A 25,163-nucleotide genomic window follows, 5' to 3' on the forward strand; every position below is an offset into this window, starting at 1 on the left:
CGAATAGTTATATGATAAGAAAAACTCAAAAAGGATAGCCTATGATACATAAAATTCTTATCGCAAATCGTGGTGAGATCGCAGTTAGGATAGTCAGAGCTTGTAGGGATTTACACATCCAAAGCGTAGGAATTTACACAGCGCCAGACAGCGAGTGCTTGCATGTCAGGATCGCTGATGAGGCCTATCAAGTGGGTGAAGATCCGATCAAAGGCTATCTTGACGCCAAAGCGATCGTAAAGCTTGCTAAAGAGTGCGGAGCTGATGCGATACACCCAGGATACGGCTTTCTAAGCGAAAACTACGAATTTGCAAAGGCAGTCGAGGACGCTGGGCTTATCTTCATCGGTCCAAAGGCTGAAGTCATCAAGAAAATGGGCGATAAAAACATCGCTAGATATCTGATGAAGAAAAACGGCATACCGATAGTGCCAGGCACTGAAAAGCTAAATGATGAGAGCATGGATGCCATAAAAGAGCACGCTAGGCGCATCGGCTATCCAGTCATCTTAAAAGCAAGCGGTGGTGGTGGTGGCCGCGGTATCAGGGAGGTCTGGCAAGAAGAAGATATGCAAGATGCCTTTGAGTCGTGCACCAGAGAGGCAAAAGCATACTTTAACAACGACGAAGTTTTTATGGAGAAGCTTGTCGTCAATCCTCGCCACATCGAGTTTCAAATTTTAGGCGATAACTACGGCAACATCATCCACCTTTGCGAGCGTGACTGCTCTATCCAAAGGCGTCACCAAAAGATCATCGAGATCGCACCTTGCCCATCGATTAGCGAAAATTTAAGAAAGATCATGGGCGTGACTGCTGTGGCTGCTGCAAAGGCTGTGGGCTACTCAAACGTAGGAACTATCGAGTTTTTGCTAGATGACTACAACAACTTTTACTTCATGGAGATGAACACCCGTATCCAAGTGGAGCACGGCATCACTGAAGAGATCACAGGACATGATCTTGTCGTTAGACAGATAAGGATCGCAGCTGGTGAAATTTTAGAGATCGAGCAAAGCGACATCAAACCACGCGGCTACGCGATAGAAGCAAGGATCACGGCTGAAAATGTCTGGGAAAATTTCATCCCAGCACCAGGCACGATCGAGGGCTACTACCCAGCTCTTGGCCCATCTGTGCGCGTCGATAGCCACGTCTATAAGGACTACACCATACCGCCATTTTACGACTCACTCATCGCAAAACTGATCGTCAAAGCAACCGACTACGATCTCGCGGTAAATAAGCTTGAAAGAGCACTTGAAGAATTTACTATCGAGGGCGTGCGAACGATCATCCCATTTTTGCTAACGATCAGCAAGAGTAAGGAATTTAGAAGGGGATTTTTCGATACTAGCTATGTTGAGAAAAACTTAAAAACTATCCTTGAAAACACCTACGATGATATGAACAAAGAGCCAAATGACGACCTAGAAGAGGTCATCGTAGAGGCGATAAAAAGATATAAAAAGAAGAGATAAATTTATCTCATTGCAGCTTTGGCGATAAATTTCGCCAAAGCTAAATTTCTGCGCAAACTGCGTAAATTTTAGCTCCGTCATTTGCCACAGCATAGAGCCTGCCACCGCTTACTAGCATGATCTGATCTGCGCTAAGTCTAAATTTCTCAAACTCTATCTCTTTTAATAGCAAGCCATCTTTAGCGCTTATCAAAACTGGCTTATTTTTGCGGTTTGCGAGCAAAATTTGACCCTCGACCCAAACAAAATGCTCCGTGCCGCTGGTTTTAAACTTAAACATCACCTCGCCACTTTTTGCATCCACGGCGTATAGATCTCCGCCCTTGCCAGCAGTGCCAAAGTAAAGCACCCCATCATTCAGGCAAACTGGCGTGTAGAGATATGCGCCAAGTTTTAGCTGCCAGATGGTTTTACCTATCCTTGCGCCCTGCTCTTTGGGCGGCAAATTAGCGTTTAAATTTTCATCTTTTGCTTCGCTTTTGAGCTCTGCGCCGCCTAAAATTTCTTTGCACTCCATCATAAATGGCGAGCTCATTCGCACGCAAAAGCCATCAAATTCATACGTTTTAGCGTCGTTATATATCTCTTTTACAGGCTCCTTAGCAACGCCGAGCTCGCTCATCTGCCCGTTATCTATCTTTATAAGCTTTGCTGGGGAGTTTATGTAGCCCTTGTAGTATCTAGTATTTAGCACGAAGTAGCCATTTTCTGGGTAGCAACGCGCATTGCTAGCTATAAAAATTTCGCTTTGTTTGTAGGTAAGCGTTGATCTTTTATGCTCGCTAAAGTCGAGCGAAAATGTATCTAGTAGCACGTAGTTTGGCGTTAGTTTTTGAGCTATCTCTAGCTCGCTAGGCGCCCCAAAAGCAAAATGCACAAATGCAATGCGCTCATCCATCTCGTAAATGCCAGTCACGCCGTGTCCGCGAAACTCCACGCCAGGCATATCAAGAGGATATGATCTAACCACGCTAGCTCCTTAAATTTATGGCGATTATAACCCAAATTTAAAAGCGCACTGGGCTAAATTTGATAAAATTTGCCAAATTTAGCAAATTTAAGGAGCGATATGTTTTTAAAATTAGACGAGATCGCTAGAAAACTAGATCAAATTTTTTTGCCGCTAGAGCAAGAGGGCATGACTGGCATAAGACTTTTGCCACAAAAGGACGCTTCGGCGCTCGTGCAAGCGCAAAAGAGCCTTGGCGTAAATTTCCCAGCTAAATTTACAGAGCTTTTAAGCAAATTTGACCTTGGCAACTTTGAAATTTGCAATGTCAGTTTTGGCTCCAGAGGCGACTACGCGAGCGAGCTAGTGCGGCTAAATAGCGTAGATGAGTTTGGAGGCAAATGGTGGCAGGGCGAAGCTCGTCCGGCAAATTTGATAGTTTTTGCCGTGGGTGATCCATGGATATTTTTGCTTGATTGCGCGAGTGGTGCGGTCTATGCGTGGCTACTTGAAGATGAGGAGCTTTGCAGCAGGCGCGTTGCGAGCGACTTTGAAAAATTTTTCATAGCGCTTGCCAGCACCTATATAGCAAGGCTAAATGATGAAGCCATACCATCAGCCCAGAATATCCTAAATTTTGTCCAAGCAGACGACACAGCACTTTCTTTTTGGCAAGAGATGGCGCAAATTTAGTAAATTTAGGCTCACTCTAGCCAAATCCTCTTTTATAAAATTATCCTAGTAACCAAAGCAAAAACCACTTTTTATAAATTTAGTTTCAATATGTAACACTCATTGCCCAAAATAAAAATATTAAAATATCTTTAAATAAAAATTTTTTCTAGTCGAGCTAATATTTAACTACAAAAAAAAGGAAAAAGGAGCAAAAATGAGCGAGTACATCGAACAAACGATGGAGTGGATAAAGAAGACCAACCCAGGTCAAGGCGTCTTTGTCCAAGCTGCGACTGAGGTTCTAAACAGCCTAGAGCCGCTTATAAAAAGAGAGAGCAAGTACCAAAAACACGCGATCCTAGAGCGTATCGTCATCCCTGAGCGCACGGTGATCTTTCGCGTGACATACACGGGCGACGATGGCAGACCAAAGGTAAATAACGGCTACCGCGTGCAGTTTAACTCAGCTGTTGGCCCATACAAAGGCGGTCTAAGGCTCCACCCAAGCGTCGATCTTGGCGTGCTAAAATTTCTTGGATTTGAGCAAATTTTCAAAAACTCGCTCACTGGCGTAAATATCGGCGGCGCAAAAGGCGGCAGCACCTTTGATCCAAAGGGTAAGAGCGAGGGCGAGATAATGCGCTTTTGTCAGGCATTTATGAGTGAGCTTTACCGCCACATCGGCAACACCGTGGATGTGCCAGCAGGCGACATCGGCGTGGGTGCTAGAGAGATCGGCTATATGTTTGGTCAGTATAAAAAACTAACTGGCAGATTTGATGGCATCCTAACTGGCAAAGGGCTAAACTGGGGCGGCAGCCTAGCGCGCACAGAGGCTACTGGATACGGACTAGTATATTTCACTCAAAACATGCTAAAAAAAGCTGGACTTGATCTAGAGGGCAAAAAATGCAGCGTCAGCGGTAGCGGAAACGTCGCCATCTACACAGTCGAAAAGCTCTATCAAGCAGGCGCACTGCCTATCACTGTCTCTGACTCAAACGGATATGTCTATGACGCTGAGGGCATCGATCTAGCGGTGCTTAAAGAGCTAAAAGAAGTAAAACGCGCTCGCCTTAGCGAATACACCAAATTTAGACCAAATGCAAAATATGTAAGCGTGAGCGAGTATAAAGAGGGCAGAAACGGCGTCTGGGACGTGCCATGCGACGGAGCCTTCCCATGTGCGACACAAAACGAGCTTCACCTAGCTGACATAAAAGTGCTTTACGCAAATGGCTGCCGCTTCGTGGCTGAGGGCGCGAACATGCCAAGCACGCTTGATGCGATAAATTTCATGCTTGAACAAAAAGACTTTCACTTTGCTCCAGCAAAAGCGGCAAACGCTGGTGGCGTGGGCACAAGCGGACTTGAGATGATGCAAAATGCTGGCATGACTTCGTGGAGCTTTGAAGAGGTCGATCGCAGACTTCATGGCATCATGAACCACATCTTTGAACTAAGCTACGAAACGAGTAAAGAGTTTGGCGATGAGGGCAACTTGGTGCTTGGCTCAAATATCGCTGGCTTTAGAAAAGTGGCTGATGCGATGATAGATCAAGGATATGTGTAGGCTGATTTGCTCTGTAAATTTTACGTCCAAGCTAAATTTGGACGTAAATCAATATAAGGCTTGCTAGGGTTTTTAGCCAAAATAGGATTTGGCTTTTGCACGGCAAATTTTACTAGCAAGCTATCAAATTTACGCTAGCTTGAAGCATTTTATGCGGTGTTCGTTTTTGACAAATTTTTGCTGGCGTGGCGGATATGGATTTGAAGCTTGGTTAAATTTCACTAGGGTGGCGAGCATACCACCTTTTTTAGAGCTTTTTATAGAAATTTTGTCAAAAGAGCCGATATGGCGGCAAATAGTGGAGCGGTCTATGCGTGACTACTTGGCGATGAAGAAATTTGCAGCAAATGCGTTGCGAGCGAAAAATTTCATAGCACTTGCAACTTCGACATAATAATGATAAATGGTGAAATCCTACCATCAGCAGAGCAACTCCCAAATTTTAACCAGCCAGACGACAAAGAATTTAATTTTTGGCAAGAGATAGTTAAATTTTATAAATTTAAGCCACATCTAAATTTCTCTTATCAAATTTTACTACCGCATAAAACAAAAGCAGTCAAATCCTTTGCAAAAAGCATTTTAAAGCGATAAAACTGCTCGCATTTTTACAAGAAAAACCAAATTTAACTTATAAATTTAGCCAGCTATTAAGCAAAAATTGGCTCAAAACGCTCGCATAAACACTACAAATATCGAATTTACTCAAAAGAAGCTTTCATTTTTACTCTAGTATGCGGCTCTCACCCAACCAAATTTCTGTAAAGCATCCATGCGAACGATAAAAATCGAACAAATTCCAGTAAGCAAAAATTAAAATTTTATAAATTTAAGTTATAAACAAAGAAATTTCTTGCTAAATTTAGCTCCAAATAAAATAAAAGCAGTCAAGAATTTGCAAAGGGCACTTATTAAAGCTATATTTCTCTCGTCAAGTTTAGCAACCTATTAGATGAAATTTAGCTCACGACACTCGCACACGCACCATAAATTTACAAATCGAAAGAAGTTATCAAATTTACTTTACTAGACGGCTTTATAATGAGTGGCAGAAAAAAGGATGGAGCAAATTCTGGTAAGCAAAAATTAAAATTTTATAAATTTAAGCTACAAACAAATTTCTTGTCAAATTTAGCCTAAAACACTCATGCAAGCATATAAACGAAATTTAAAACTCACAAGAAGTTTTTAGATACAGCGCTTTTGCGAGTGACAGCAAGATAATCAAATTTGGACAAGGGAATTTAAATTTTGCTAAATTTAAGCTACAAATAATCAATTTTCTTGCCAAATTTAGCCTGCAATTAGACAAAATTTGGTTTAAAACACCCCCACAAACACTTAAATTTACAAAATCACAAGCCACATCATCCCAGTAAAACGCCCTTGCGTAAATTTAGCAAATATAAAAATGATAGGATTTTTTGAGAAATAGTTATTTATGAGTTTTTGTATTAAAAATTTAGTAAAAGAGCAAGCACCAGCCTGCTCTTTGTGAGATTTTAACCCTTTTTTGGAGTTACAAGCATATTTACATAACGACCTTCTATTATAGGCTCTTTGTCGCGGTCAGCTTCATCTTTGATCATCTCCCAGACCTTCTCAAGCATAGCCACGCCAGCTTCTGGAGTGCTCATCTCGCGACCCTTCAAAAATACACGAAATTTAACGTGTTTGCCATCTTGCAAAAACTCGCTTGCGTGTTTAACCTTATAGTTTATATCGTTTTGGGCGATCTTAACAGAGAGTTTTATCTCTTTTATCTCGATGGTTTTTTGCTTTTTCTTGGCCTCTTTTTGCTTTTTCTCTTGCTGATAGCGGAATTTACCATAGTCCATTATCTTGCAAACTGGCGGCTTTGCATCTGGCGCTATAAGCACTAGATCAAGCCCAAGCTTGTTTGAGATCTCTAAAGCCTCATCTCTTGAGATGACACCGTATGCCGTGCCATCATCCCCTACACATCTTACCTCTCTCGCCCTTATGTCCTCATTGAGCAATACTTCATTTTCCTTACTCAAAAATGTACCTCACTAAGTTTCTCCTTCGTTAAATTTATAAATTCCGCCAAGCTCATATCGCTCTGCGTCCTAGCCTGTCTGTCGCGCAACGCAACGCTTTTGTTCGCTACTTCGTTGTCTCCTAGCACGACTATCATAGGCACCCTTTGTTTTTCTGCCGTTCTTATTCTCTTATTTAAACTCTCGTTTTTACTTGCGATCTCGCTATCGACGTTGATCTTTCTTAGCTCGCGTGAAATTTCTTTTGCATAGTCTAAATGCGCATCGCTAATAGGCACAATGACGACTTGCGTTGGAGCTACGAAAAATGGTAGCTCACCAGCAGTGTGCTCAAGTAAAATTCCTATAAATCTCTCAAAACTGCCAAGCAGTGCTCTGTGAAGCATTACTGGGCGCTGTCTTTCGTTGTTTGCGTCGATGTAGCCTAGATCAAAGCGCTCTGGCAAGTTAAAATCGACTTGTATCGTGCCGCACTGCCACTTTCTCTTAAGCGCATCAGTGATCTTAATGTCGATCTTTGGTCCATAAAATGCGCCGCCGCCCTCGTCGATGCCGTATTTAAAGCCATTTTCATCAAGAGCTTCTTTTAGCGCTTTTGTAGCAGTTTCCCAAATTTCATCGCCACCGATCGCTTTGGCTGGCTTGGTTGAAATCTCCATCTCATAGTGGAAGCCAAAATTTTCCATTATCGTGCCAGCAAATTTTAAAATTTCTAAGATATTTTCTTTGATCTGGCTTGGCATACAAAAGATATGTGAGTCATCTTGTGCAAATTCTCTAACCCTGAAAAGTCCGTGAAGCACGCCGCTTTTCTCATGGCGATGCACGACGCCGTATTCAAAAAATTTAAGCGGCAAGTCGCGGTAAGAGCGGATGTCACTTTGATAGACTTTGATGTGACCCACGCAGTTCATCGGCTTGATGCCATACTCTGTCTCATCGATCGTTGTAAAGTACATATTTTCTTTATAGTTTGCGTAGTGACCGCTTCTTCTCCACACATCAGCCTTTAAAAGCTCAGGACCTCGCACTGGCTCGTAGCCGCGATCTCTGTGAGCTTTGTATAAGAGCTGCTCTAGTTTTGATCTTAAGCGTCCGCCATTTGGTAGCCAGATAGGCAAACCACCGCCCACTTCTTCATCAAATGTAAATAGCTTCATCTCGATGCCAAGCTTTCTGTGGTCGCGCTTTTTAGCCTCTTCGATGATGCGGATGTGCTCTTTTAGGCTCTCTTTGTCTGCGTAAGCTGTGCCGTAAATTCTAGTTAGCATCTCACGGCTCTCATCGCCACCAAGATATGCGCCAGCTACGCGTGTAAGCTTGAAGAATTTTAAAAATTTAGTATTTGGCAGGTGCGGTCCGCGGCAAAGGTCCTCAAAATCGCCTTGTGCGTAGCTACTCACTTCGCCATCTGGAATTCTTTTTAAGACCTCTTGTTTTAGATCGTCGTTTTTAAATTTCTCACTCATATTAGCTTTGGTTGAGCAGGTTTTAACGATGTCAAATTTCTTCTCAGCAAGCTCTTTCATCTTATCTTCGATCGCTGCTAGATCGCTCTCGCCTAGCTTCGTGCCCTCATCATCAACTCTAAAATCATAATAAAATCCATCTTCTACGTTTGGTCCGACAAAGAATTTCGCTTTTGGATAGAGTGATTTGATAGCTTGTGCCATGAGGTGCGCACAGGAGTGTCTGATAACGTGTAGTGCCTCTTTTGAGTTGTCAAAATAGATAGGCTCAGCACTACTCTCACGCCCTGCGATACTTTGAGTATCGACTATTTCGCCATTTAGTTTGTATGCGATGATATCGCTCATTGTTTTTCCTTATATCAAATTGTCTTTTTTACGATAAAAGAACGATTAAGGATTTTATCGAAATGGGCTTTAAGCTAAACTTAATAATTGCTAAGCAAATTTTTATAAATTCTTTTTAAATTTAGTAAAATTTGAGCCAAAATTTTTGGATTTTAAAATATAATTTTTTATATATAAATATAAAAATCCCTAAAATATACATATTTTATCAATATACTTTATTATACTTTAAGATTATCCCTGATAATATTTGCTCTTGAAATGAATTTAGCAATTTCTCGTCTTTGCATTACTTAAATTCATTTTTCTCCCGACAAATTTAGTGCTAGGAAGTGGTTAGCCTAGCACTTTTCTTTCACAAATTTTACAAGAGTTGGTCTTACTATTTTGGCATAGTCTTTTGCGTTTAAGATGAGCGATCTATCAAGAAGTCCTGCATTAAAGGCGATCTCCTCGTTTCGCTCTAGCAAACTCTCATCCACAACAAGGTGCAAATTTTTATGAAAACTAAATGGTGGAACCGAGCCAAAAACGCAATCAGCCAAGGCTGTGACCTCCTCTGGGCTAGCAAGGCTTGCTTTTTTACCATCAAATTTTTGCGTAAGCGCGTCAAGATCAGCCTGCTCGTCAGCTGGTAAGACCGCTAGCAAGTAAATTTTACCAGCCTTCATCGCTGGCTTTTCGTCATCTAGCAAGTAGCCATCTAGCACATTTTCATCTTTAAAAATTTGCCTAAATTTCTCCTCGTCCACCCCTTTTATAGAGCAGACCAGCGCCTTTGCGCCTTGGCTCATCTTCGTATCTCTTATCTTAGCGACCTCCTCTGAAGTCCTAGCACTCTCATGCTCTATCACTCTAAATTTAGCCCCATTTTTGCTAAGAAGCTCGTGGATTTTATTAAAAATTTGCTCTGACACAGCTCTTTCCTTTGGATAAATTTAGTTAAAATTATACCGCTGAAACCAAAAAAGGGCGGGAAAATGCAGATAAATTTAGATGACGTAAAGATCGAGCCAAGCTGGAAAGAGGTGCTAAAAGATGAGTTTTTGAGCGAAAATTTCGCTCGCATCAAAGAGAATTTCTTAAAGGCAAAGAGCGCTGGCGTCGTCTATCCACCAAGCAGGCTTATATTTAACGCATTTAACCTAACACCATTTCACGCCGTAAAGGTCGTCATCCTAGGCCAAGACCCATATCACGGCGCAAATCAAGCCATGGGACTAAGCTTTTCAGTGCCAAGTGGCGTGAGAGTGCCGCCAAGCCTTGTGAATATTTATAAAGAAATTTACGCCGACCTTGGCATAAAAGAGCCAAATAGCGGCGATCTCACAAAATGGGCAAAGCAAGGCGTGCTACTTCTAAACTCGACTTTAAGCGTAAGTGCTGGAACGGCAAATTCTCACGCTGGCTTTGGCTGGCAGGGCTTTACAGACGCCGTCATAAGAAAGATTAGCCAAAATTTACAAAACATAGTTTTTATGCTCTGGGGCAACCCAGCCAAGGCAAAAGCACCGCTTATAGACGCCAGCAAGCACCTCATCTTAGAAGCAGCCCACCCAAGTCCGCTAGCTCGTGGGGCGTTTTTTGGCTGCAGGCACTTTTCAAAGGCAAATATCTACCTAGCAAACCACGGCAAAACGCCCATAGAGTGGGACTTAAACGCTCAAATTTGAGCTATTTTTTAAGCTCAGCAAGAAGCTTATTTACCTTTTCAAGCTCGCTTTTGCAAAATTTCTCATCGTTATTTTGCATTATCATCGCCTCTTGACCGCTTTGTCTTTGCTTAAACTCATCAAATTTAAGCTCAAAAAGCCTTAGCGCCTTCTCATCACCCGCAAGCTTCTTGCTCTCTTTGGCATAAAGCTCGTCAAGATAGAGCCTACTTTGTTTGACATACTCCTTGCAAACCTCGCTTGCACCAAATAAATTTACGCCCAGCAAAAGGGCAAAAATTAGAGATTTTTTCATATTTTTCCTTGAAATTTTTGCGTTATACTAGCCTTTAAGCACTTAAATTTTAAAATATTTTGCAAAAAAAGGATGAAAAATGAGGCGAAAAGATAGAGAACTAAGCCCTAACGAGGCGCTTGAGATTATCGATAACTGCGAATACTGCGTGATCTCATGCGTGGATGATGAGGGAGAAATTTTTAGCGTACCGATCTCGCCTGTTAGAGTTGGTGAGAGCATTTTTATCCACGGAGCGAGCGCTGGTAGCAAGGCAAAACTGCTTCAAAATGGGCGAAAAGTGGAGTTTGTCTGCGTTAGCTTTAATAAAGTCCCACACCTAAATGATAGCGAGCTAGAAATGATAAAAGACGATGGCAAGGCGCTTGGTGGCAAGGTCTTTACGACTGAATACAAAAGCGCCATCGCAAAAACAAGAGCCTACGAAGTGACAGATGAAGCCAAAAGATATGAAATTTTAAAAATTCTCAGCCAAAAATACACCGCCTACGCGATGAGTACCTTTGACGTGGCGGCCGAGTATGGGCTAAAAAATATGAAAATTTACGAGCTAAAGATAGAGAGCCTTAGCGCAAAGGCCAAAATTTTACCAAAAGCGGTAAAGGAGTAAATTTGAGCTCACTTGCACTGATGTTTAGACCAAAAAACTTGGATGAAATTTGCGGACAAAAGGCGGTTAAAGCGGCCTTTTTAAAATTTATAGCCACAAGCAAGATACCGCACTCCATATTTTATGGTCCAGCAGGCTGTGGCAAGACGAGCTTTGCAAGGGCTGTGGCAAGTGGGGCAAACTACGACTTTTATGAGTTTGACGGCGGAAATTTAAAGATAGATGACTTTCGCAAAATTTTAAAATACTACGAAAACGCCCTAAATAAGCCGCTCTTTTTCATAGACGAGATCCACAGGCTTAGCAAAACCCAGCAAGAAGCGCTGCTCATCCCCATGGAAAACTACAAAGCCCTAGTCATCGGCGCTAGCACGGAAAATCCCTTTTTCACGCTAAGCTCAGGCATAAGAAGCCGCTCGATGCTCTTTGAGTTTAGACCGCTTAGCAGTGGTGATTTTGAGGAGCTTCTTGGCAAGATAAGGGAGCAAATTTCATTTAGCATAGATGAAGATGCCAAAGAGTATCTCTTTAAAAGTAGCGGTGGCGACGCAAGAGCTATGCTAAATTTACTAGAATTTGCCGTTACGCTTGATGAAAATGTTAGCATAGAAAATTTAAAAACACTTCGCCAAAACGCCCTAAAAGAGGGGGCAAAAGAGGATGACACGCACTACGAGCTAGCAAGCGCTTTTATAAAAAGTCTTCGCGGAAGTGACGAAAACGCCGTCATATACTACCTTGCAAGGCTCATAGACTCTGGCGAGAGTGCTGACTTTATCGCTAGAAGGATGGCGATATTTGCCAGCGAAGACATCGGCAACGCAAACCCAAATGCGCTAAATTTAGCCGCAAGCACGCTTAGCGTCGTAAAAGAGATAGGCTTTCCAGAGGCTAGGATCATACTGGCTCAGTGCGCCGTCTATCTAGCTAGCTCGCCAAAGTCAAACTCCAGCTACAACGCGATAAATGCCGCCCTAAGATACGTGCAAAGCGAAGAAATTTTAAAGATCCCGCCATATCTAAAAAATCACACAAAAGAGAGCAAAGACTACCTTTATCCGCATGATTTTGGCGGCTGGGTCGAGCAAAAATACCTAGAAAAACCACTCGTTTTTTACAAAAGCAAGGGCATAGGCTTTGAAAAAACGCTAAATGAATGGCTAGATAAAATAAAATCTAAGGACTAATTTTTGGGCTTTACTCTGTCAGATTTATTTATGGCAAGCATAAGAGTAAATTTTAAAGGTATGTAGATGAATGGGCAAAATTTAGCATACATCACAAATTTAAAGATAGAAGACGTGCCTTGGAGTAGATTAACGACGACTTATGGCAGAGCAAGCAGATTTCCAGAAATTTTTAAACAGCTTTCGGCAGCGATCGGCAAGAAAGATTTGACGCAAAGTTTGACTACCAGCAAGTCAAATAGCGGACAAAATACGGCAAATCCAGCAAATAACAATGAAGCAAAATTTAACGCCAAAGCTGCTTGTGACGTGCTTGATAAAATTTTTAAAGAAATAGAGCATCAAAGTACTTTTTGGCACGCTACGCCTTTTGCACTTGTATTTTTGGCGAGAATTTTTATGCGGGCGAAGTTGGTCGCTGATAACGGCGATAAAGACGAGGTGGCAGAGCTTATCGTGTCCCGTCTGGGTGAATTTTTCGCGTTTATGCTTATGGTTTGTAGCGATGCCGATAAAATTAATCATACTACACCACTGGGTAGCTTTGCTGATATGCTAGCCGAAAAATACCTGTGGCCGCAAAGCGATGAAAACGACGAGGAGCTTTGGGAAGAGCACTTTTACGATGATGATTTGTTTTATAGTTTTTACTTTTATTCGCGTGCGGTTCTTGACGCGACCGGTGTGGATTTTACGCAGTTTAAGCCTATAGAATAGCGTTAAAATTACGCGGTAAGGCTGAAAATTTTACCATTAAACTTAAACCAGAAAGAAAACTTACTGGTAGTCTGCAAGGTATTTTGCTAGTTTGCCTAATTTTATAAAAAATCGGCGCAAAGCGGTAAATTTAACCCAGTTAAGAAAAGGCAGGCAAATTCTGACAAAGGTGGCTAAGCATTTTAGCGTCAAAGCCTTTTAAACGCCTTTGATAAAATTTTCAACAAAATCAATAGCCAAATACGTTTTGCCAAGCTATGCCCACGCAGGAAAAACAGCGAATTGTTTGTAAAAGCCTTCTAAAAAACGTAAAAATCTAATTTTAAAATCCAAAAATCAAGAAATAATTTTAGTCCTCATAAGCCGTCTTTGCGGAATAAATTTAGAAATTATTAATCAAAAAACGCCTTAGAGCGTAAAAATATTGGTCGTAAAATCTTGCTAGTAAAAGCAAGTTCTCCGCGAGTAAGCCGAAAACTAGCACGAAATTTTAAGCCAAGCTAAAAAATTTTTCTTATTTATTCTAATTTTATATTTTTTTAAATATACTCGCTCTCTAAACTACACCAATGAAAGTCAAGAAAATGCCTACAAATTTTGCTGAAATTTTAAATAATTGTGTTGAAAGTATAAATTCATTTCTTTGGGGACCATACTTCCTTATTACCCTACTTTGCGGCACTGGACTATTTTTTACTATTAGGCTTGGGTTTGTTCAAATTTTTAAATTTAAAATGGGCTTAAAAGAGCTTTTTGGGAATTTCTCGCTTCACGGCGAAGCTGCTGGCAAGGCCGGCATGAGCTCGTTTCAAGCAGTCGCAACCGCTATCGCGGCGCAAGTTGGCACTGGAAACCTCGTGGGTGCGACCACAGCGCTTATCATGGGTGGCCCTGGAGCCATTTTTTGGATGTGGTGCGCAGCCTTTTTGGGCATGGCTACAAATTTTGCTGAAATTTGCCTCGCTCAAATTTACCGTACCAAAGATGACAGCGGTCACACGATAGGCGGTCCTGCGTTTTATATAAGCCGCGGATTAAAGGGCAAATGGGCGAAATTTCTAGCTGGATTTTTCGCTATCGCTATCATCATCGCGCTTGGCTTTATCGGCAATATGGTTCAAGCAAACTCCATATCATACGGCTTTAGCGGCGCTTTTGGCATACCGCAGTGGCTAACAGGGGCGTTTTTGGCTCTCATTTGCGCGCTAATTTTCATAGGTGGCGTAAAGGCGATCGCAAGGGTCGCTGAAAAGATCGTACCACTAATGGCGCTACTTTACATCGTTGTTGGCGTGGCTATCATCGCTTTAAATTTTCATCAAATCCCAGAGGCGATCTCACTAATATTTAGAGCTGCGTTTGATCCTTCTGCTGCTTGGGGTGGGGCAACTGGAGCTAGCATAGCAGCTGCCATGAGATACGGCATCGCAAGGGGACTTTTTAGCAACGAAGCTGGCATGGGCTCAACTCCACACGCACACGCTGCTGCAAACGTCAAACACCCAGTCGATCAAGCCGTTCTTGGCATAATGAGCGTCTTTATAGACACCTTTGTCATCTTAAATATAACCGTTTTTGTGGTGCTAACCGCAAACGTCATCAGCTTTGAAAACGGCAAGGCAGTCTTTACAGGTATCACCTTGGTGCAAGAGGCCTTCTCGTCGCATATCTTTGGCAAAACTGGCGGTTATAGCTTTGTGGCGATCTGCCTATTTTTCTTTGCATTTACAACGATCATTGGCTGGTACTACTTTGCCGAGATCAACGTGCGCTACCTCTTTGGCGCAAAAGCGGTCAGGGCGTTTCAAATTTTGGTAGTCGTTTTTGTCTTTTTAGGCAGCTTGCAAAAGGTCGATTTTGTCTGGAGTTTAGCCGATATGTTTAACGGTCTTATGGTCGTGCCAAATTTGATCGCCATTATCCTTCTAAGCCCAGTCGTGGCTAAACTTTTAAAAGATCACGATGCTGGCAAAGAGTACGACGTAAAAGAGTATTTGAAGTAAATTTAAGAGTGCGTGGAGAGAGGCCTCTCCACATTAAATTTATTTTATAGGTGGTCAATTGGAGCTAGGTATATAGGCTCTGTCGGTAAATAAAACGTTGATGCTTGAGGCTCAGAGTATTTGTTACCTGCCTCATCTACCGATGATGCTTGGACTGTGTATTTAATAGAATTTTCACTATCCAATATTTGACTTTCAACTTCCCAACTGCCATCAGCTTTAGCTTTGGTCTTTAATTCTTCAACTATATGACCTTCTGAAGTGTTATTATCCGCTATCCTAATAACCAAATTTATATCAGCGAATGGCTCAGCCTTACCTTCGATAGTTGGTGAGAAGTCGTATTGTTTATTACTATCATACATCGTTTGGCTACCTTGCGTTAAGTCGGTAAAATCATCAGTAGATATTTTTGTGATAGACAAGGTGTTATTGCTTGTATCAACAGTTATCTCTTGCGTGCTTGTAGCTTTTAGCTCTTCGCCGTTTGCAGCTACTTTGCTAGCCTCGATAGTAAATTTATGATCTCCATCAGCTAAAGGCGAAGTTGGAGTATATGACCAGTTGCCATCATTATCAGCAGTTGTCGTGCCAAGCAGTGGTGCATTTTCACCTTCGCCATCAAATATGCTTATAGTAGCGTTTGAAGTAGCCTTGCCAACTAAAGTTGGAGTATTATCGTTTGTGATATGCAGACCTGTTCTTTGTGAATTTTCATGCTCTAAGATATTGCCCTCAATGTCAAGGTTGCTGCTTGTCACAGTGTTTGTATTGCCAGTCACTACATTATCATCTACTGCGGTGACAGATACTTCTAGCGTCTGCGAGAATATATTGTTATATGCATTATCTATCGCAGCCGCAAGCGTATCAAGACTAAAGCCATCCTCGCTTGCGCCACCGCTTACATTTGTAAAAGCCTCTGCGCTAGCGTTTGCTTGAGAGCTTAGGTTTTCAAAATTTGCATTTACGTTTGACTCATGACCACCATTTGCAAAGCCAGCAGCGCCAAGGCTAACACCATTCGAGCTTACTCCTCCTGCTGATTGAGTGCCGCCAGCTGCAGTCTCTTCAAGATCAGAGATATTTTTACCATTTAATAATTGCTCTTGTAGCGATGCTATCTCTTTGCTAGTCTCATCGCTAGCATTTTCATTTTGAGTTTGCGCAGCTTGCACCTCAACCTTTACGCCGTCTTGCTCTTTTATGACCTCGTTGTCATAGATCACGTCACCTGCTTTTAGAGTTCTTTGATTTCCATTAGCATCAACTGCGACGATGGCATCCGTGCCGATTATTGATTTGATTAGTCCTTTAACTTTACTCATAATTTTTCCCCTTTGCGTATTTTATGTTGTCAATTATAAGTAAAAAATTTATTTTATAGCTATTGTACTTTGGTACAGTTGTGACATTTTAGAAATGTAAAGTTATAAATTTTTGAGTTAAATTTAGTAAAAATTTGCTGTATTTTAGGGATTTAGTTTAAAATTTAAAAATGGCAGAGTTACAAAAATATTTTTAAATTTTATTTTTTTGGATTTTTGTGTTTTGGAGAATTTGATATAGAAATGGTGGCCCCGAATGGACTCGAACCATCGACCACTACCATGTCAAGGTAGTGCTCTACCAACTGAGCTACGGGACCAAAGATTTGGGATTATATTTTATTTTCCATTTTATTTAGCTTAATTATCTTTTTCTTTAAAATTCAACTTCATAAAACTGGTCTATATTTTGGCACACTAATTTATTATTAATGCAGATTTAATCAAGCAAGGACTATAATTTCATAAAAATAAGTTTAAGTAAAAATATTAGTTTTCCATTGAAATTTGATGTTTATAAAACTTTAAAAGAAAGGAAAAGGGTATGAATAAGCTTAAATTCATCGCTATTTTTGCCTGTTTATTTTCGCTTCATCTATTTGGCGCCGATATGCCAAAGGGCGATCTAAACGTCACAAAAGTAGTAGTCTCTGATGAGCTAAGAGCCAAGTATAAGATCAAACCTCATCATGAACACCTAAGCTTTGACTGCGTTGATTGTCACCAAAACCAGGGCGATGATCCTAGCAAATTTAAAGCGATCGGCGACGCTGGCTGCCTATCCTGTCATAAGAGCAAAAAGCTCTTAGCCCAGAGGCTAAAATTTATGGATACTCTAAAGGCAAATCCTCACAACTCTGTTCACGATGGTCCAACTTTGTACTGCGACGAGTGCCACAACGAGCACAAACAATCTACAAACATGTGCTCTGAGTGCCATGAACACGAGGTGCCACAATGGATGAACGGAGTAACACCATGAAAATTTCAAAAAAACTACTAGCGCTTATCATATTAATAAGCGGAATTGTTGGATTTTTAGTCGTTTTACCAGTTCATTATGCGCTTGATGAGACGAGTGGGGATAAATTCTGCATAGTTTGCCACGAGATGGACCCTATGGTCATCGCCTACAATGACGATGTCCACAGCGGAAACGGCAAAACAGGTATAAAAGCAAGATGTGTGGATTGTCACATACCACATGACAACATCGCAAAATACGCCCTAACAAAGGCGAAAAACGGCATTTTAGAGGGCTGGGTGCATTTCTTTGGCGATCCTAGTGCTATTGATTGGCACAAAAACCTCAAAAACCGCGAGCATTTCGTATTTGACAACGGCTGCACAAGCTGCCACACAAACGTGATAGATAGCAACAACACTTCAGCGCAAGCTCAAAAGATGCACGTTCACTACAAAAAGCTCCTTGACACTCCTAAAGAGCTAAAATGCGTAAGCTGCCACTATGACGCAGGTCACAGTGCTGGCTTTAGAAACTATCTTGAGTATTGGAAGCCAACATATAAAATTTATGATAAAAAGATGATCGAAAAGAGGATCGAAACTAAGCAAAAATTCTTCAAAGATGAGTACAAACCTACAAAAGACGAAGAAGAATTTTTAAAACAAAAGGCTGAAAAAGACGCCAAAAAACCAGCTGGCGGTGGCATGGCTGGCTGACGAGAAAGCTTAACCGCTCTCAAGTGGCTTTTGGCAAAATGTCATCCTAAACACATCGCTTTACCGCTTTGGGTTTAGGATGATCCAGCTCAAAAGTGCGTGCTCAGTCATCAAGGACTTTGAGTGTGGCAACAGATATGATCTGTACGTTTTTGACGTAAAGGCTAGAAATTTAAACCTTGATCTGGTTAAATTTATAAGAGATAGCTAAAACATCACTCCCATTATGCTTTTGCAGGGCGTTAGCGTCCCTAGCGTTTTTAAGAGGATTTACTACGCTATGGGAGTGACTTTATCATTAAGCCATTTTGCCATGAAGAGTTTTTATTTCACACTTTTAGCTTTGCAAGGTGCTTTTAGGCTCTAAATTTGAGCTAAAAAATGGCCTAGTCTTTGACAAAGACTCCCTTTGCATAAGAAAAGAGACGAGGTCATCTACCTTGGCAAAAAAGAGAGCCAGCTACTTGAAATTTTATGCAAAAACTCGCCCTACGTCGTCATCTACGATGAGATAGATCATCACTTATACAAAAAACGAGACATTATCTCAAGACCGCATAAGATCGCTCGTACGAGAGATAGAGCCAAGATACCAACTATTTGCCTAAAAACCGTACGAGGCACTGGATATAAGGTAGAGTGAGAGGGATTTAGTCAAATTTAGATCTTATTTGAAGCTAAATTTCTATACTTTTGGATCAAATTTGCTTAAATTTGTAAAAACTCTTGTCTTGTATGGCTATTTTATTGCAACGATTTTTCGGGGCAGCTTTGATATAAATTTGCCTGCCCCTTTTTTTATATTTTAAATAGTAGTAGCGCCTGCCGTATCATATATCTCATCCAAGCCATATCATTTTTGCTATAGCAACTTTTTAAAAATTTGCAAAGCAGTGGCCAACCGACCTTTAAAATAGCTTGTGATAGCTAATCATAACGACTATTCTTTGTGGATTTGTAGTGCCACTAGGTCATCAAGAAAGAATTTGTATAAATTTATAGCAAGAGCTGGCTTTACACCAACTCTCTTATGCTTTTTGTAAGCTCCAGGCTCGCTTCGATCTCGGCGCGTTTTGCCATGACGCTTTCTATATTTATGCTTAAATTTAGCCCATTTTCATCGCCAAATTTCTTTAGCTCGCACCAAATTTCTTTGATGATCTCGCAGCTACTAGCTAGGTAGTCAGAGCTTAAATTTAGCCTCTCTTCGACCGAGTTTGGCACGCTCACTCCGAGCCATTTGATAAATTCAAGCGTTTTTGCATTGCCCGCTGTGCTAAATGTAAGAAATATCGGCTCGCTTATCTTTGCAGCCGCGCAATCCTCTAAAAATTTACGCGTTAGCTGTGCGTCAAATATCGCTTGCGATATGAAAAATTTAGCCCCAGCTGCGATCTTTTCACGCATCCTTTGTGGCTCATCGCCCTTTTTGCCGTGACGCTCTGCGATACAGACGCCGCCTACTGCTAACTCTTTAAATTCGCTAGCTATCTCGTAGGCGCGAGCTAAATTTAGCCTCACTTTTTGCGTGCTTGAAGTTGCCCCAACTAGAACGTTTAAATTTGAGCTTTGAGCCTCAAGCGCTGCGCGAAATTCATCCTCGCTGTATCCGCTAGCCACCCTATAAAATATACTAGGAGTGGCTACATTTAGATACTTTTTATAATAAATTTCTGGGCTTAGCGTCCCACTAAACTCAAATGTCCTCTCGCTATCATTTCGCTCGCTCTCGTCTTGCACCTCGTAAAGCACGAGCCCATCGGCCTTTATATCATTTATCCGCCCGCTCCAACGCTCTGATATCTCACGCAGCTTTGCCTCGTCAAATTCAGCCTTTGGCGGCGTGAGGCCATAGAGCACGAGCCCTTTTTCTTTATTTAAAATTTTCTCTTTTAGCATTTTTCGTAACTTTGATTTTAAATTTGCAGGATTAGCGTCTAGAAGAGCCTAGACGCTAAATTTTGTACTATAGACCTCTTACGATCTTGACGGCTTCTACCATGTTTTTAAGGCTTGGCTCGACCTCTTCCCATTTTCTAGTTTTTAGGCCACAGTCAGGGTTGATCCAGAGCTGCTCTTTTGGCAACACCTCAAGCAGAGCTTTGATCTGAGCGACGATCTCTTCGACGCTTGGCACACGTGGGCTGTGGATGTCGTAAACGCCAGGTCCGACCTCTTGTTTGTAGCCAACAGCTTTGAAAATTTTAAGTAGCTCGTTGCCACTTCTTGCAGTCTCAATACTGATAACATCGGCGTCCATAGCTTCGATGGTCTTGATGATGTCATTAAATTCAGAGTAGCACATATGTGTGTGGATCTGAGTTTTTGCCTCAGCTGAGCTTACTGAAAGCTTGAAGCAATCAACCGCAAATTTCTCATAAGCTGGGATATTTTCAGCTCTTAATGGATAACCCTCTTTAAATGCTGCCTCATCGACTTGGATCACTCTAATGCCCGCATCTTGAAGGTCTGCGATCTCGTCATAGATACAAAGTGCAAGCTGTTTTGCTACCTCGCTTCTTGGAAGATCATCACGCACAAAGCTCCAGTTTAGCATCGTTACAGGTCCAGTTAGCATGCCCTTCATTACGTGTTTTGTGATGCTTTGAGCGTATTTCATCCACTTAACAGTCATCGGCTCTGGGCGGCTTACGTCACCAAAGAGAAGTGGTGGCTTGACGCAGCGGCTGCCGTAGCTTTGCACCCAGCCATTTTGGCTAAATGCGTATCCGCTGATCTGCTCGCCAAAGTACTCGACCATGTCGTTTCTCTCTGGCTCGCCGTGTACTAGCACGTCTAGGCCGATATCTTCTTGAAATTTCACGCAGTGATCGATATATTTTTTGATGCCTGCTTCATAAGCAGCCGCGTCGATCTCGCCTTTTTTGAAATTTTGACGAAGTACACGAAGATCAACCGTTTGAGGGAAGCTGCCTATCGTTGTTGTTGGTAATATGCCGTATTTTAGTGTTTCGCGCTGAATTTTTATGCGATCCTCAAATTTCTCGTCACGCTCAAATTTGCTTAAATTTTTAACGCGATTTTGAACGCTTTCAGAGTGGATGAGCTTTGAAGTGGCGCGAGTTTTAACAGCATTTTTGTTCTCTTCGTAAATTTTTGTTTCGCTCTCATCAAGCTTCTCGCCATTTGCTAGTTTTGTGATGATCTTGATCTCATCAAGCTTCTCAACCGCAAAACTTAGCCAGCTTTTGATCTCTGGGTTTAAATTCTCTTCATATTTTAGGGTGTATGGTACGTGAAGAAGCGAGCATGAAGTGCCGATGTAAAGGTCTTTACCGCCTATTTTCTCTGAAATTTCACCTACAAGTTTTACTTTTTCGTCGATGTTGCTTTTCCAGATATTTCTGCCGTCGATCACGCCAGCAAATAGCGTCAAATGGCTATTTTTGATAGTCTCAAGGACTTCGAAATTTCTCTTGCCGTGGATAAAGTCAAGTGCGATGCCGTAAATTTTAGTTTTAGCCACTTCGCTAACTGCCTTGATCGCATGCTCAAAATATGTCGCAAATACGATCTTAACGTTGTTTGCAACGCCTGTTAGCTCGTTATAAACCTTTGTGATAAGTGGCAAAAGTAGCTCTTCGTTTTTGTCTGTTACAAAGATCGGCTCGTCAAACTGCACTAAAATTTCATCATCAAGCTTAGAAATTTGCTCAAGCAGCTTTTTGTACTCGCCTACAAGCGCGTCAAGGTGCTTAAATGGGCAGCTGCCGTCAGTCGTCTTTGAAAGAGCCAAAAATGTGATAGGGCCGATCAAATTTACCTTACCTTTTACGCCGTTAGCCTTCGCCTCTTTGTATTCAGCCAAAATTTTGTCCGCTTTTAGGCTAAATTTACTCTCACTGCTAAGCTCTGGCACGATGTAGTGGTAGTTTGTGTTAAACCACTTTGTCATCTCCATCGCAACGCCATTTTTATTGCCTCTTGAGCAAGCGAAATATTGCTCCGAGCCACTTAAATTTGCAAATCTTGGAGGTGTAGCGCCAAATGCGATGATGTTATCAAGCATTAGGTCGTAAAATGAAAAATCATTAACGCTAATAGCCCAAATGCCAGCGTCTTGTTGATATTTCCAGTGTCTTTGGCGAAGCGTCTTTGCAGTCTCTTGCAAATTCTCTTCACTAAAACCCTCTTTACCAGCCCAAAAGCCCTCTAACGCGCGCTTTAACTCTCTTTTTTCACCGATTCTTGGAAAACCTAAAACATAACTTTTTATCATTTTTATCCTTTTTAAATTTCTTTTTAAATTAAAACTGTGCGAAGCACTAAATTTATCACCCCAAACACGGTGGATGACACCCACTTCTTCTTAAGCTAAAATAAAATTTATAAAAAACCCTACTAAAAAGATCCTTACCAAATTTTAAACACTGCTTCGTTTTATTTTTAAAAATGCAGTTACAATGCAGCGGACCTGCTAGCAAAAATGGACTAATATCAATGTGAAAAAATGTAAAATCATTTAAAAATTTGCGTATTTTTTGAAAATCGCTGATATGTTTTTTGCCGAGATTAACGAGCTTTATGCATGGGACAAGGCATCAGCGTTTTTCCTTTGTAGTGAATTTTTGCCGAATTATAAACGCTCTTTGCCAAATTTTTGTTTAAATTTGGGCGCTACTAAATTTCACGCCCAAAACTTTTAGTCTTTTTTGCCTTTGTTTAGGGATTTTAGCTTAGCGTCCATATCGGCTGTAAGCATAGTAAAGACCTTGTTTGTAAGCTCCTGAGTTAAATCCTTAGCTTCTTGCATAGTCTTTTTACTAAATTCATTTAAGAGTTTGTCCGCTTTTTTCTTATCTTTTTTATAAAGTTTGACATACTCATCTTCAAATTTTGCCTGTTTTACCGCCAACTCTTTTTCAAATTTAGCGTAGGCCTCTTTAACCACTGGCGAATACTTCTCATAGTCAGTCATTACAAGGGTTTGAAGCTTTCTATAAACCCAATATATCGAAGTATCATCAGCATCGTATGAGCCATCTGAGTAGCCTTTTATAAAGCCATCAAGTCCCTCGTAATACGGCAAATAAACGCTAAGATCAGCCATGCCAAGAGCGACGTAGGTCACACGGCCGATCTCTTTTGGTAGCCACGGGCGCACCTGCATGATGTGAGACTCATATGTTCTAAAGACGCTTATAGCTCGGTAGATGTTTTTCTTATCTTCATCTTTGCTAGCGTAGTTGTCAAACGCAGTGCCGTCGTAGTGGGCTCTCATCGCAGCTTTTAGGTCTTCAACACTTAGTTTTTTCTCTGGTTTTAAAAATACTGGAAATTTCTGACCATCGGCGAAGTCTTGTTTTAAGCTTGGATTAAACATGCTTTGCACCCAGCAAACACGTGGGTAGTTGTAAGTCACATCTCTTTCATCGTCCCTTGTATAGGCCTTTGTAAAGTTAAATTCGCCATCTTTTGCAGGGTCATAAGTCTTGTTGTCGATCGCAAATTTAATGACATCTTTTGCACCCATGAAATTTGGATCATTCTCTTTGTAAGCGTGAAGTCTGCCTTGGTTTGCAGTGACGAAATACTCATCTTGCGGGATCTTTGAAGCGATCCATTTATGACCTGTGCCAGTCTCAAAGTACCAAAGCTCATTTGCATCGACAAATACCACGCCAAAGCCCTCTCCAGCGCCTTTTGTCTCAACTATCTCACCAAGAAGCTTAACGCCCTCTTTTGCGCTCTTCATACGTGGCAAAAGCACGTCTGGGATGTCGTCCTCGGTGATACCAGTCTCTTCGTTATATGGGTCGATCTTTAAAAGCTCATCTTTTGCGTAGATGGTCTCAGTGCCACTTAGTCCAACGCCAGCCTCGTTGTAGCCGACCGCTCCGTGAAGCTTTGTGTGTGAGTTTGCGATGGTTGTGTATCTCATGCCATCTTTTGGGAGCGGATATGTAAAGTCATTTGCGCCGTCATGGGCCTTTGAGCTATGCATGCCAGTTTGATTTTTCGTAGCTGGATGGATCAAAAAGACTTGAGCCTTTATAGCCTTGCTATCAGCACTTCTAGCCACTAGCATAGAGCCGTCATTTGAAGCTTTATCTCCTACTAAAATAGTAGTGCATGCCAAGCTACTTGTGCCTAAAATCGCACTCATAGCGACGATTGATGCAAGAATTTTGCCTTTCATTTTTACTCCTTTAGTAAAATAAATTTCTTATATGTGATTATATTTCAAATTTAATAATTTAATTCTAAATTTTAAAACTTTTTTAAGTTAAATGTAAATTTATTGCAAATTTTGTCTAAGTGAAATTTAAATTTTCTAAAGGATTTTTCGCTATAATCCAAATCTTACGCACTTGCGTATAAAATTTCAAAAAGGATTAGCATGCCAAAGATGAAAACCGTTCGCGGTGCTGCTAAGCGCTTTAAAGTAGGTAAAAATAAGATAAAAAGAGGCTCTGCTTTTAGAAGCCATATCTTAACAAAAAAACCTAGTAAGCGTATGAGAGACCTTCGTGGCCCACAATACGTGGACAGCACAAATGTCCCAGCCGTTCGCAAAATGCTCGGCGTATAAGCAGCTGTAGATTTAAGTTTTTGACAAAAAGTCATTCAAACTCCCCCAAATTTAGGGGCAAGACTCACTTTGTGAGCGCCAATTTGTAAAAGGATAAATATGGCAAGAGTAAAAACAGGCGTAGTTAGAAGAAGACGCCATAAGAAAGTTTTAAAGCTAGCACGTGGCTTTTTCAGTGCTAGACATAAACACTTTAGAAAAGCTAAAGAGCAACTAGAGAGAAGTTTAGTTTACGCATACCGCGACAGACGTCAGAAAAAACGTGATTTCAGACGTTTATGGATCGTTCGTATCAACGCAGCTTGCAGACTAAATGACATTAGCTATTCAAGATTTATCAACGGCTTAAATAAAGCTAAGATCGAACTTGATAGAAAAATTTTAGCTGATCTAGCTATGAATGACGCGAAGGCATTTGCGGCACTTGCAAAACAAGCAAAAGATGCTTTGAAATAACACCTTTTCTCCGCTTCGGCGGAGATCTTCTTTTTTTATACTTTAAAATTTAATAACAAAAACTCTAGAAACTCTTTGTTTTACACAAAATTTGATATGAAATTTAGCCCGCGACTTTTACAAACTACTAGCCAAATTTAAC

The 25,163-nt window shown here is 41.2% G+C and carries 25 protein-coding genes and 1 tRNA gene; 16 read left to right on the forward strand and 10 right to left on the reverse strand.

Annotated features, from left to right (window positions below; all coding sequences use genetic code 11):
- The first annotated feature begins 41 nt into the window (after positions 1-41).
- Entirely contained in the window at positions 42-1,481 is a 1,440-nt protein-coding gene (locus tag FZ945_RS02025; RefSeq protein ID WP_004317286.1) for an acetyl-CoA carboxylase subunit A, read from the forward strand.
- 40 nt (positions 1,482-1,521) lie between these two features.
- Here the strand turns inward: FZ945_RS02025 and FZ945_RS02030 are convergent, their stop codons facing one another.
- Complete coding sequence (locus FZ945_RS02030; protein ID WP_148802143.1) at positions 1,522-2,451, reverse strand: outer membrane protein assembly factor BamB family protein; 930 nt, start codon at positions 2,449-2,451, stop codon at positions 1,522-1,524.
- 99 nt (positions 2,452-2,550) lie between these two features.
- Here FZ945_RS02030 and FZ945_RS02035 point away from each other — a divergent pair, with 99 nt between their 5' ends.
- The 4 genes from FZ945_RS02035 (at position 2,551) to FZ945_RS02050 (ending at position 5,272) form a co-directional block, all read left to right on the forward strand.
- A complete protein-coding gene (locus tag FZ945_RS02035; RefSeq protein WP_148802145.1) occupies positions 2,551-3,123 on the forward strand; it encodes an SMI1/KNR4 family protein in 573 nt (190 codons plus the stop codon).
- Between the two features lie 196 nt (positions 3,124-3,319).
- A complete protein-coding gene (gene gdhA / locus FZ945_RS02040; RefSeq protein WP_148802147.1) occupies positions 3,320-4,678 on the forward strand; it encodes an NADP-specific glutamate dehydrogenase in 1,359 nt (452 codons plus the stop codon).
- 88 nt (positions 4,679-4,766) lie between these two features.
- Entirely contained in the window at positions 4,767-5,072 is a 306-nt protein-coding gene (locus FZ945_RS02045; RefSeq protein ID WP_148802149.1) for a hypothetical protein, read from the forward strand.
- Positions 5,073-5,074: 2 nt separating this feature from the next.
- A complete protein-coding gene (locus FZ945_RS02050) occupies positions 5,075-5,272 on the forward strand; it encodes a hypothetical protein (protein ID WP_148802151.1) in 198 nt (65 codons plus the stop codon).
- Between the two features lie 908 nt (positions 5,273-6,180).
- Here FZ945_RS02050 and infC read toward each other — a convergent pair.
- The 3 genes from infC to FZ945_RS02070 all read right to left on the reverse strand — a co-directional run bounded on the left by infC (position 6,181) and on the right by FZ945_RS02070 (position 9,433).
- Entirely contained in the window at positions 6,181-6,699 is a 519-nt protein-coding gene (infC, locus tag FZ945_RS02055; RefSeq protein ID WP_009295104.1) for a translation initiation factor IF-3, read from the reverse strand.
- Entirely contained in the window at positions 6,696-8,516 is a 1,821-nt protein-coding gene (gene thrS / locus FZ945_RS02060; protein WP_148802153.1) for a threonine--tRNA ligase, read from the reverse strand. Before thrS ends, infC begins: the two co-directional genes overlap by 4 nt.
- Before the next feature lie 341 nt (positions 8,517-8,857).
- Positions 8,858-9,433 carry a YbaK/EbsC family protein gene (locus FZ945_RS02070; protein ID WP_148802155.1) on the reverse strand — a complete coding sequence of 192 codons (576 nt, stop codon included), beginning with the start codon at positions 9,431-9,433 and terminating at the stop codon, positions 8,858-8,860.
- Between the two features lie 63 nt (positions 9,434-9,496).
- Here FZ945_RS02070 and ung point away from each other — a divergent pair, with 63 nt between their 5' ends.
- Positions 9,497-10,189: a uracil-DNA glycosylase gene (gene ung / locus FZ945_RS02075; protein WP_148802157.1), complete on the forward strand. Its 693-nt coding sequence runs from the start codon at positions 9,497-9,499 to the stop codon at positions 10,187-10,189.
- Between the two features lies 1 nt (position 10,190).
- Here the strand turns inward: ung and FZ945_RS02080 are convergent, their stop codons facing one another.
- Positions 10,191-10,484, reverse strand: coding sequence for a hypothetical protein (locus FZ945_RS02080; RefSeq protein WP_103568690.1), 294 nt, complete (start codon positions 10,482-10,484; stop codon positions 10,191-10,193).
- A 79-nt stretch (positions 10,485-10,563) separates the two neighbouring features.
- On the opposite strand from FZ945_RS02080, the gene FZ945_RS02085 reads away from it, so the two are divergent.
- The 4 genes from FZ945_RS02085 (at position 10,564) to FZ945_RS02100 (ending at position 15,001) form a co-directional block, all read left to right on the forward strand.
- A complete protein-coding gene (locus tag FZ945_RS02085) occupies positions 10,564-11,094 on the forward strand; it encodes a pyridoxamine 5'-phosphate oxidase family protein (protein WP_103568689.1) in 531 nt (176 codons plus the stop codon).
- A 20-nt stretch (positions 11,095-11,114) separates the two neighbouring features.
- Positions 11,115-12,281, forward strand: a complete 1,167-nt coding sequence (locus FZ945_RS02090) for a replication-associated recombination protein A (RefSeq protein WP_262367140.1) — start codon at positions 11,115-11,117, stop codon at positions 12,279-12,281.
- A gap of 66 nt (positions 12,282-12,347) precedes the next feature.
- Positions 12,348-12,998 (forward strand): ATP-dependent DNA helicase RuvA, encoded by a 651-nt coding sequence (locus FZ945_RS02095; protein WP_103568687.1) that lies wholly within the window; start codon positions 12,348-12,350, stop codon positions 12,996-12,998.
- A 584-nt stretch (positions 12,999-13,582) separates the two neighbouring features.
- Positions 13,583-15,001, forward strand: a complete 1,419-nt coding sequence (locus FZ945_RS02100; RefSeq protein ID WP_148802410.1) for an alanine/glycine:cation symporter family protein — start codon at positions 13,583-13,585, stop codon at positions 14,999-15,001.
- A 44-nt stretch (positions 15,002-15,045) separates the two neighbouring features.
- Here the strand turns inward: FZ945_RS02100 and FZ945_RS02105 are convergent, their stop codons facing one another.
- Together FZ945_RS02105 and FZ945_RS02110 are read right to left on the reverse strand one after the other, a co-directional pair.
- Entirely contained in the window at positions 15,046-16,329 is a 1,284-nt protein-coding gene (locus tag FZ945_RS02105) for an Ig-like domain-containing protein (protein WP_148802161.1), read from the reverse strand.
- A gap of 244 nt (positions 16,330-16,573) precedes the next feature.
- Positions 16,574-16,649 (reverse strand) — tRNA-Val (locus FZ945_RS02110).
- 224 nt (positions 16,650-16,873) lie between these two features.
- Between FZ945_RS02110 and FZ945_RS02115 the strand changes: the two genes are divergently transcribed.
- From FZ945_RS02115 to FZ945_RS02125, 4 genes are all read left to right on the forward strand, one after another.
- Positions 16,874-17,311, forward strand: coding sequence for a cytochrome c3 family protein (locus FZ945_RS02115; protein WP_148802163.1), 438 nt, complete (start codon positions 16,874-16,876; stop codon positions 17,309-17,311).
- Positions 17,308-18,012 carry a cytochrome c3 family protein gene (locus FZ945_RS02120; RefSeq protein WP_148802413.1) on the forward strand — a complete coding sequence of 235 codons (705 nt, stop codon included), beginning with the start codon at positions 17,308-17,310 and terminating at the stop codon, positions 18,010-18,012. The genes FZ945_RS02115 and FZ945_RS02120 overlap by 4 nt, the downstream gene beginning before the upstream one ends.
- A 79-nt stretch (positions 18,013-18,091) precedes the next feature.
- The gene (locus FZ945_RS10100) at positions 18,092-18,223 is read left to right on the forward strand and encodes a hypothetical protein (protein WP_262367132.1); all 132 of its coding nucleotides are present in this window, start codon (positions 18,092-18,094) and stop codon (positions 18,221-18,223) included.
- A gap of 198 nt (positions 18,224-18,421) precedes the next feature.
- Complete coding sequence (locus FZ945_RS02125) at positions 18,422-18,655, forward strand: helix-turn-helix domain-containing protein (protein WP_148802165.1); 234 nt, start codon at positions 18,422-18,424, stop codon at positions 18,653-18,655.
- Positions 18,656-19,026: 371 nt separating this feature from the next.
- Here FZ945_RS02125 and FZ945_RS02130 read toward each other — a convergent pair whose 3' ends face one another.
- The 3 genes from FZ945_RS02130 to FZ945_RS02145 form a co-directional block, all read right to left on the reverse strand.
- Complete coding sequence (locus FZ945_RS02130; RefSeq protein ID WP_148802167.1) at positions 19,027-19,911, reverse strand: methylenetetrahydrofolate reductase; 885 nt, start codon at positions 19,909-19,911, stop codon at positions 19,027-19,029.
- Positions 19,912-19,978: 67 nt separating this feature from the next.
- Positions 19,979-22,252: a 5-methyltetrahydropteroyltriglutamate--homocysteine S-methyltransferase gene (gene metE, locus FZ945_RS02135; protein ID WP_148802169.1), complete on the reverse strand. Its 2,274-nt coding sequence runs from the start codon at positions 22,250-22,252 to the stop codon at positions 19,979-19,981.
- Between the two features lie 423 nt (positions 22,253-22,675).
- Positions 22,676-24,172, reverse strand: coding sequence for a C69 family dipeptidase (locus FZ945_RS02145; protein ID WP_148802171.1), 1,497 nt, complete (start codon positions 24,170-24,172; stop codon positions 22,676-22,678).
- A gap of 201 nt (positions 24,173-24,373) precedes the next feature.
- Between FZ945_RS02145 and rpmI the strand changes: the two genes are divergently transcribed.
- Together rpmI and rplT are read left to right on the forward strand one after the other, a co-directional pair.
- A complete protein-coding gene (gene rpmI, locus FZ945_RS02150) occupies positions 24,374-24,565 on the forward strand; it encodes a 50S ribosomal protein L35 (RefSeq protein WP_012000969.1) in 192 nt (63 codons plus the stop codon).
- 99 nt (positions 24,566-24,664) lie between these two features.
- On the forward strand, positions 24,665-25,021 hold the full coding sequence (gene rplT / locus FZ945_RS02155; protein ID WP_004317321.1) for a 50S ribosomal protein L20: 357 nt from the start codon (positions 24,665-24,667) through the stop codon (positions 25,019-25,021).
- Positions 25,022-25,163: the final 142 nt, after the last annotated feature.

Source organism: Campylobacter concisus, assembly GCF_902460535.1.
In the GTDB taxonomy this organism is placed as follows: Bacteria; Campylobacterota; Campylobacteria; order Campylobacterales; family Campylobacteraceae; genus Campylobacter_A; species Campylobacter_A concisus_AS.

Coding starts and splice junctions, on each gene's coding strand:
- FZ945_RS02025 (WP_004317286.1), top strand. CDS start 42: ATGATACATAAAATTCTTATCGCAAATCGTGGTGAGATCGCAGTTAGG.
- FZ945_RS02035 (WP_148802145.1), top strand. CDS start 2,551: ATGTTTTTAAAATTAGACGAGATCGCTAGAAAACTAGATCAAATTTTT.
- gdhA (WP_148802147.1), top strand. CDS start 3,320: ATGAGCGAGTACATCGAACAAACGATGGAGTGGATAAAGAAGACCAAC.
- FZ945_RS02050 (WP_148802151.1), top strand. CDS start 5,075: ATGATAAATGGTGAAATCCTACCATCAGCAGAGCAACTCCCAAATTTT.
- thrS (WP_148802153.1), bottom strand. CDS start 8,516: ATGAGCGATATCATCGCATACAAACTAAATGGCGAAATAGTCGATACT.
- ung (WP_148802157.1), top strand. CDS start 9,497: ATGCAGATAAATTTAGATGACGTAAAGATCGAGCCAAGCTGGAAAGAG.
- FZ945_RS02080 (WP_103568690.1), bottom strand. CDS start 10,484: ATGAAAAAATCTCTAATTTTTGCCCTTTTGCTGGGCGTAAATTTATTT.
- FZ945_RS02085 (WP_103568689.1), top strand. CDS start 10,564: ATGAGGCGAAAAGATAGAGAACTAAGCCCTAACGAGGCGCTTGAGATT.
- FZ945_RS02090 (WP_262367140.1), top strand. CDS start 11,115: ATGTTTAGACCAAAAAACTTGGATGAAATTTGCGGACAAAAGGCGGTT.
- FZ945_RS02095 (WP_103568687.1), top strand. CDS start 12,348: ATGAATGGGCAAAATTTAGCATACATCACAAATTTAAAGATAGAAGAC.
- FZ945_RS02100 (WP_148802410.1), top strand. CDS start 13,583: ATGCCTACAAATTTTGCTGAAATTTTAAATAATTGTGTTGAAAGTATA.
- FZ945_RS02105 (WP_148802161.1), bottom strand. CDS start 16,329: ATGAGTAAAGTTAAAGGACTAATCAAATCAATAATCGGCACGGATGCC.
- FZ945_RS02115 (WP_148802163.1), top strand. CDS start 16,874: ATGAATAAGCTTAAATTCATCGCTATTTTTGCCTGTTTATTTTCGCTT.
- FZ945_RS02120 (WP_148802413.1), top strand. CDS start 17,308: ATGAAAATTTCAAAAAAACTACTAGCGCTTATCATATTAATAAGCGGA.
- FZ945_RS10100 (WP_262367132.1), top strand. CDS start 18,092: ATGATCCAGCTCAAAAGTGCGTGCTCAGTCATCAAGGACTTTGAGTGT.
- FZ945_RS02130 (WP_148802167.1), bottom strand. CDS start 19,911: ATGCTAAAAGAGAAAATTTTAAATAAAGAAAAAGGGCTCGTGCTCTAT.
- metE (WP_148802169.1), bottom strand. CDS start 22,252: ATGATAAAAAGTTATGTTTTAGGTTTTCCAAGAATCGGTGAAAAAAGA.
- FZ945_RS02145 (WP_148802171.1), bottom strand. CDS start 24,172: ATGAAAGGCAAAATTCTTGCATCAATCGTCGCTATGAGTGCGATTTTA.
- rpmI (WP_012000969.1), top strand. CDS start 24,374: ATGCCAAAGATGAAAACCGTTCGCGGTGCTGCTAAGCGCTTTAAAGTA.
- rplT (WP_004317321.1), top strand. CDS start 24,665: ATGGCAAGAGTAAAAACAGGCGTAGTTAGAAGAAGACGCCATAAGAAA.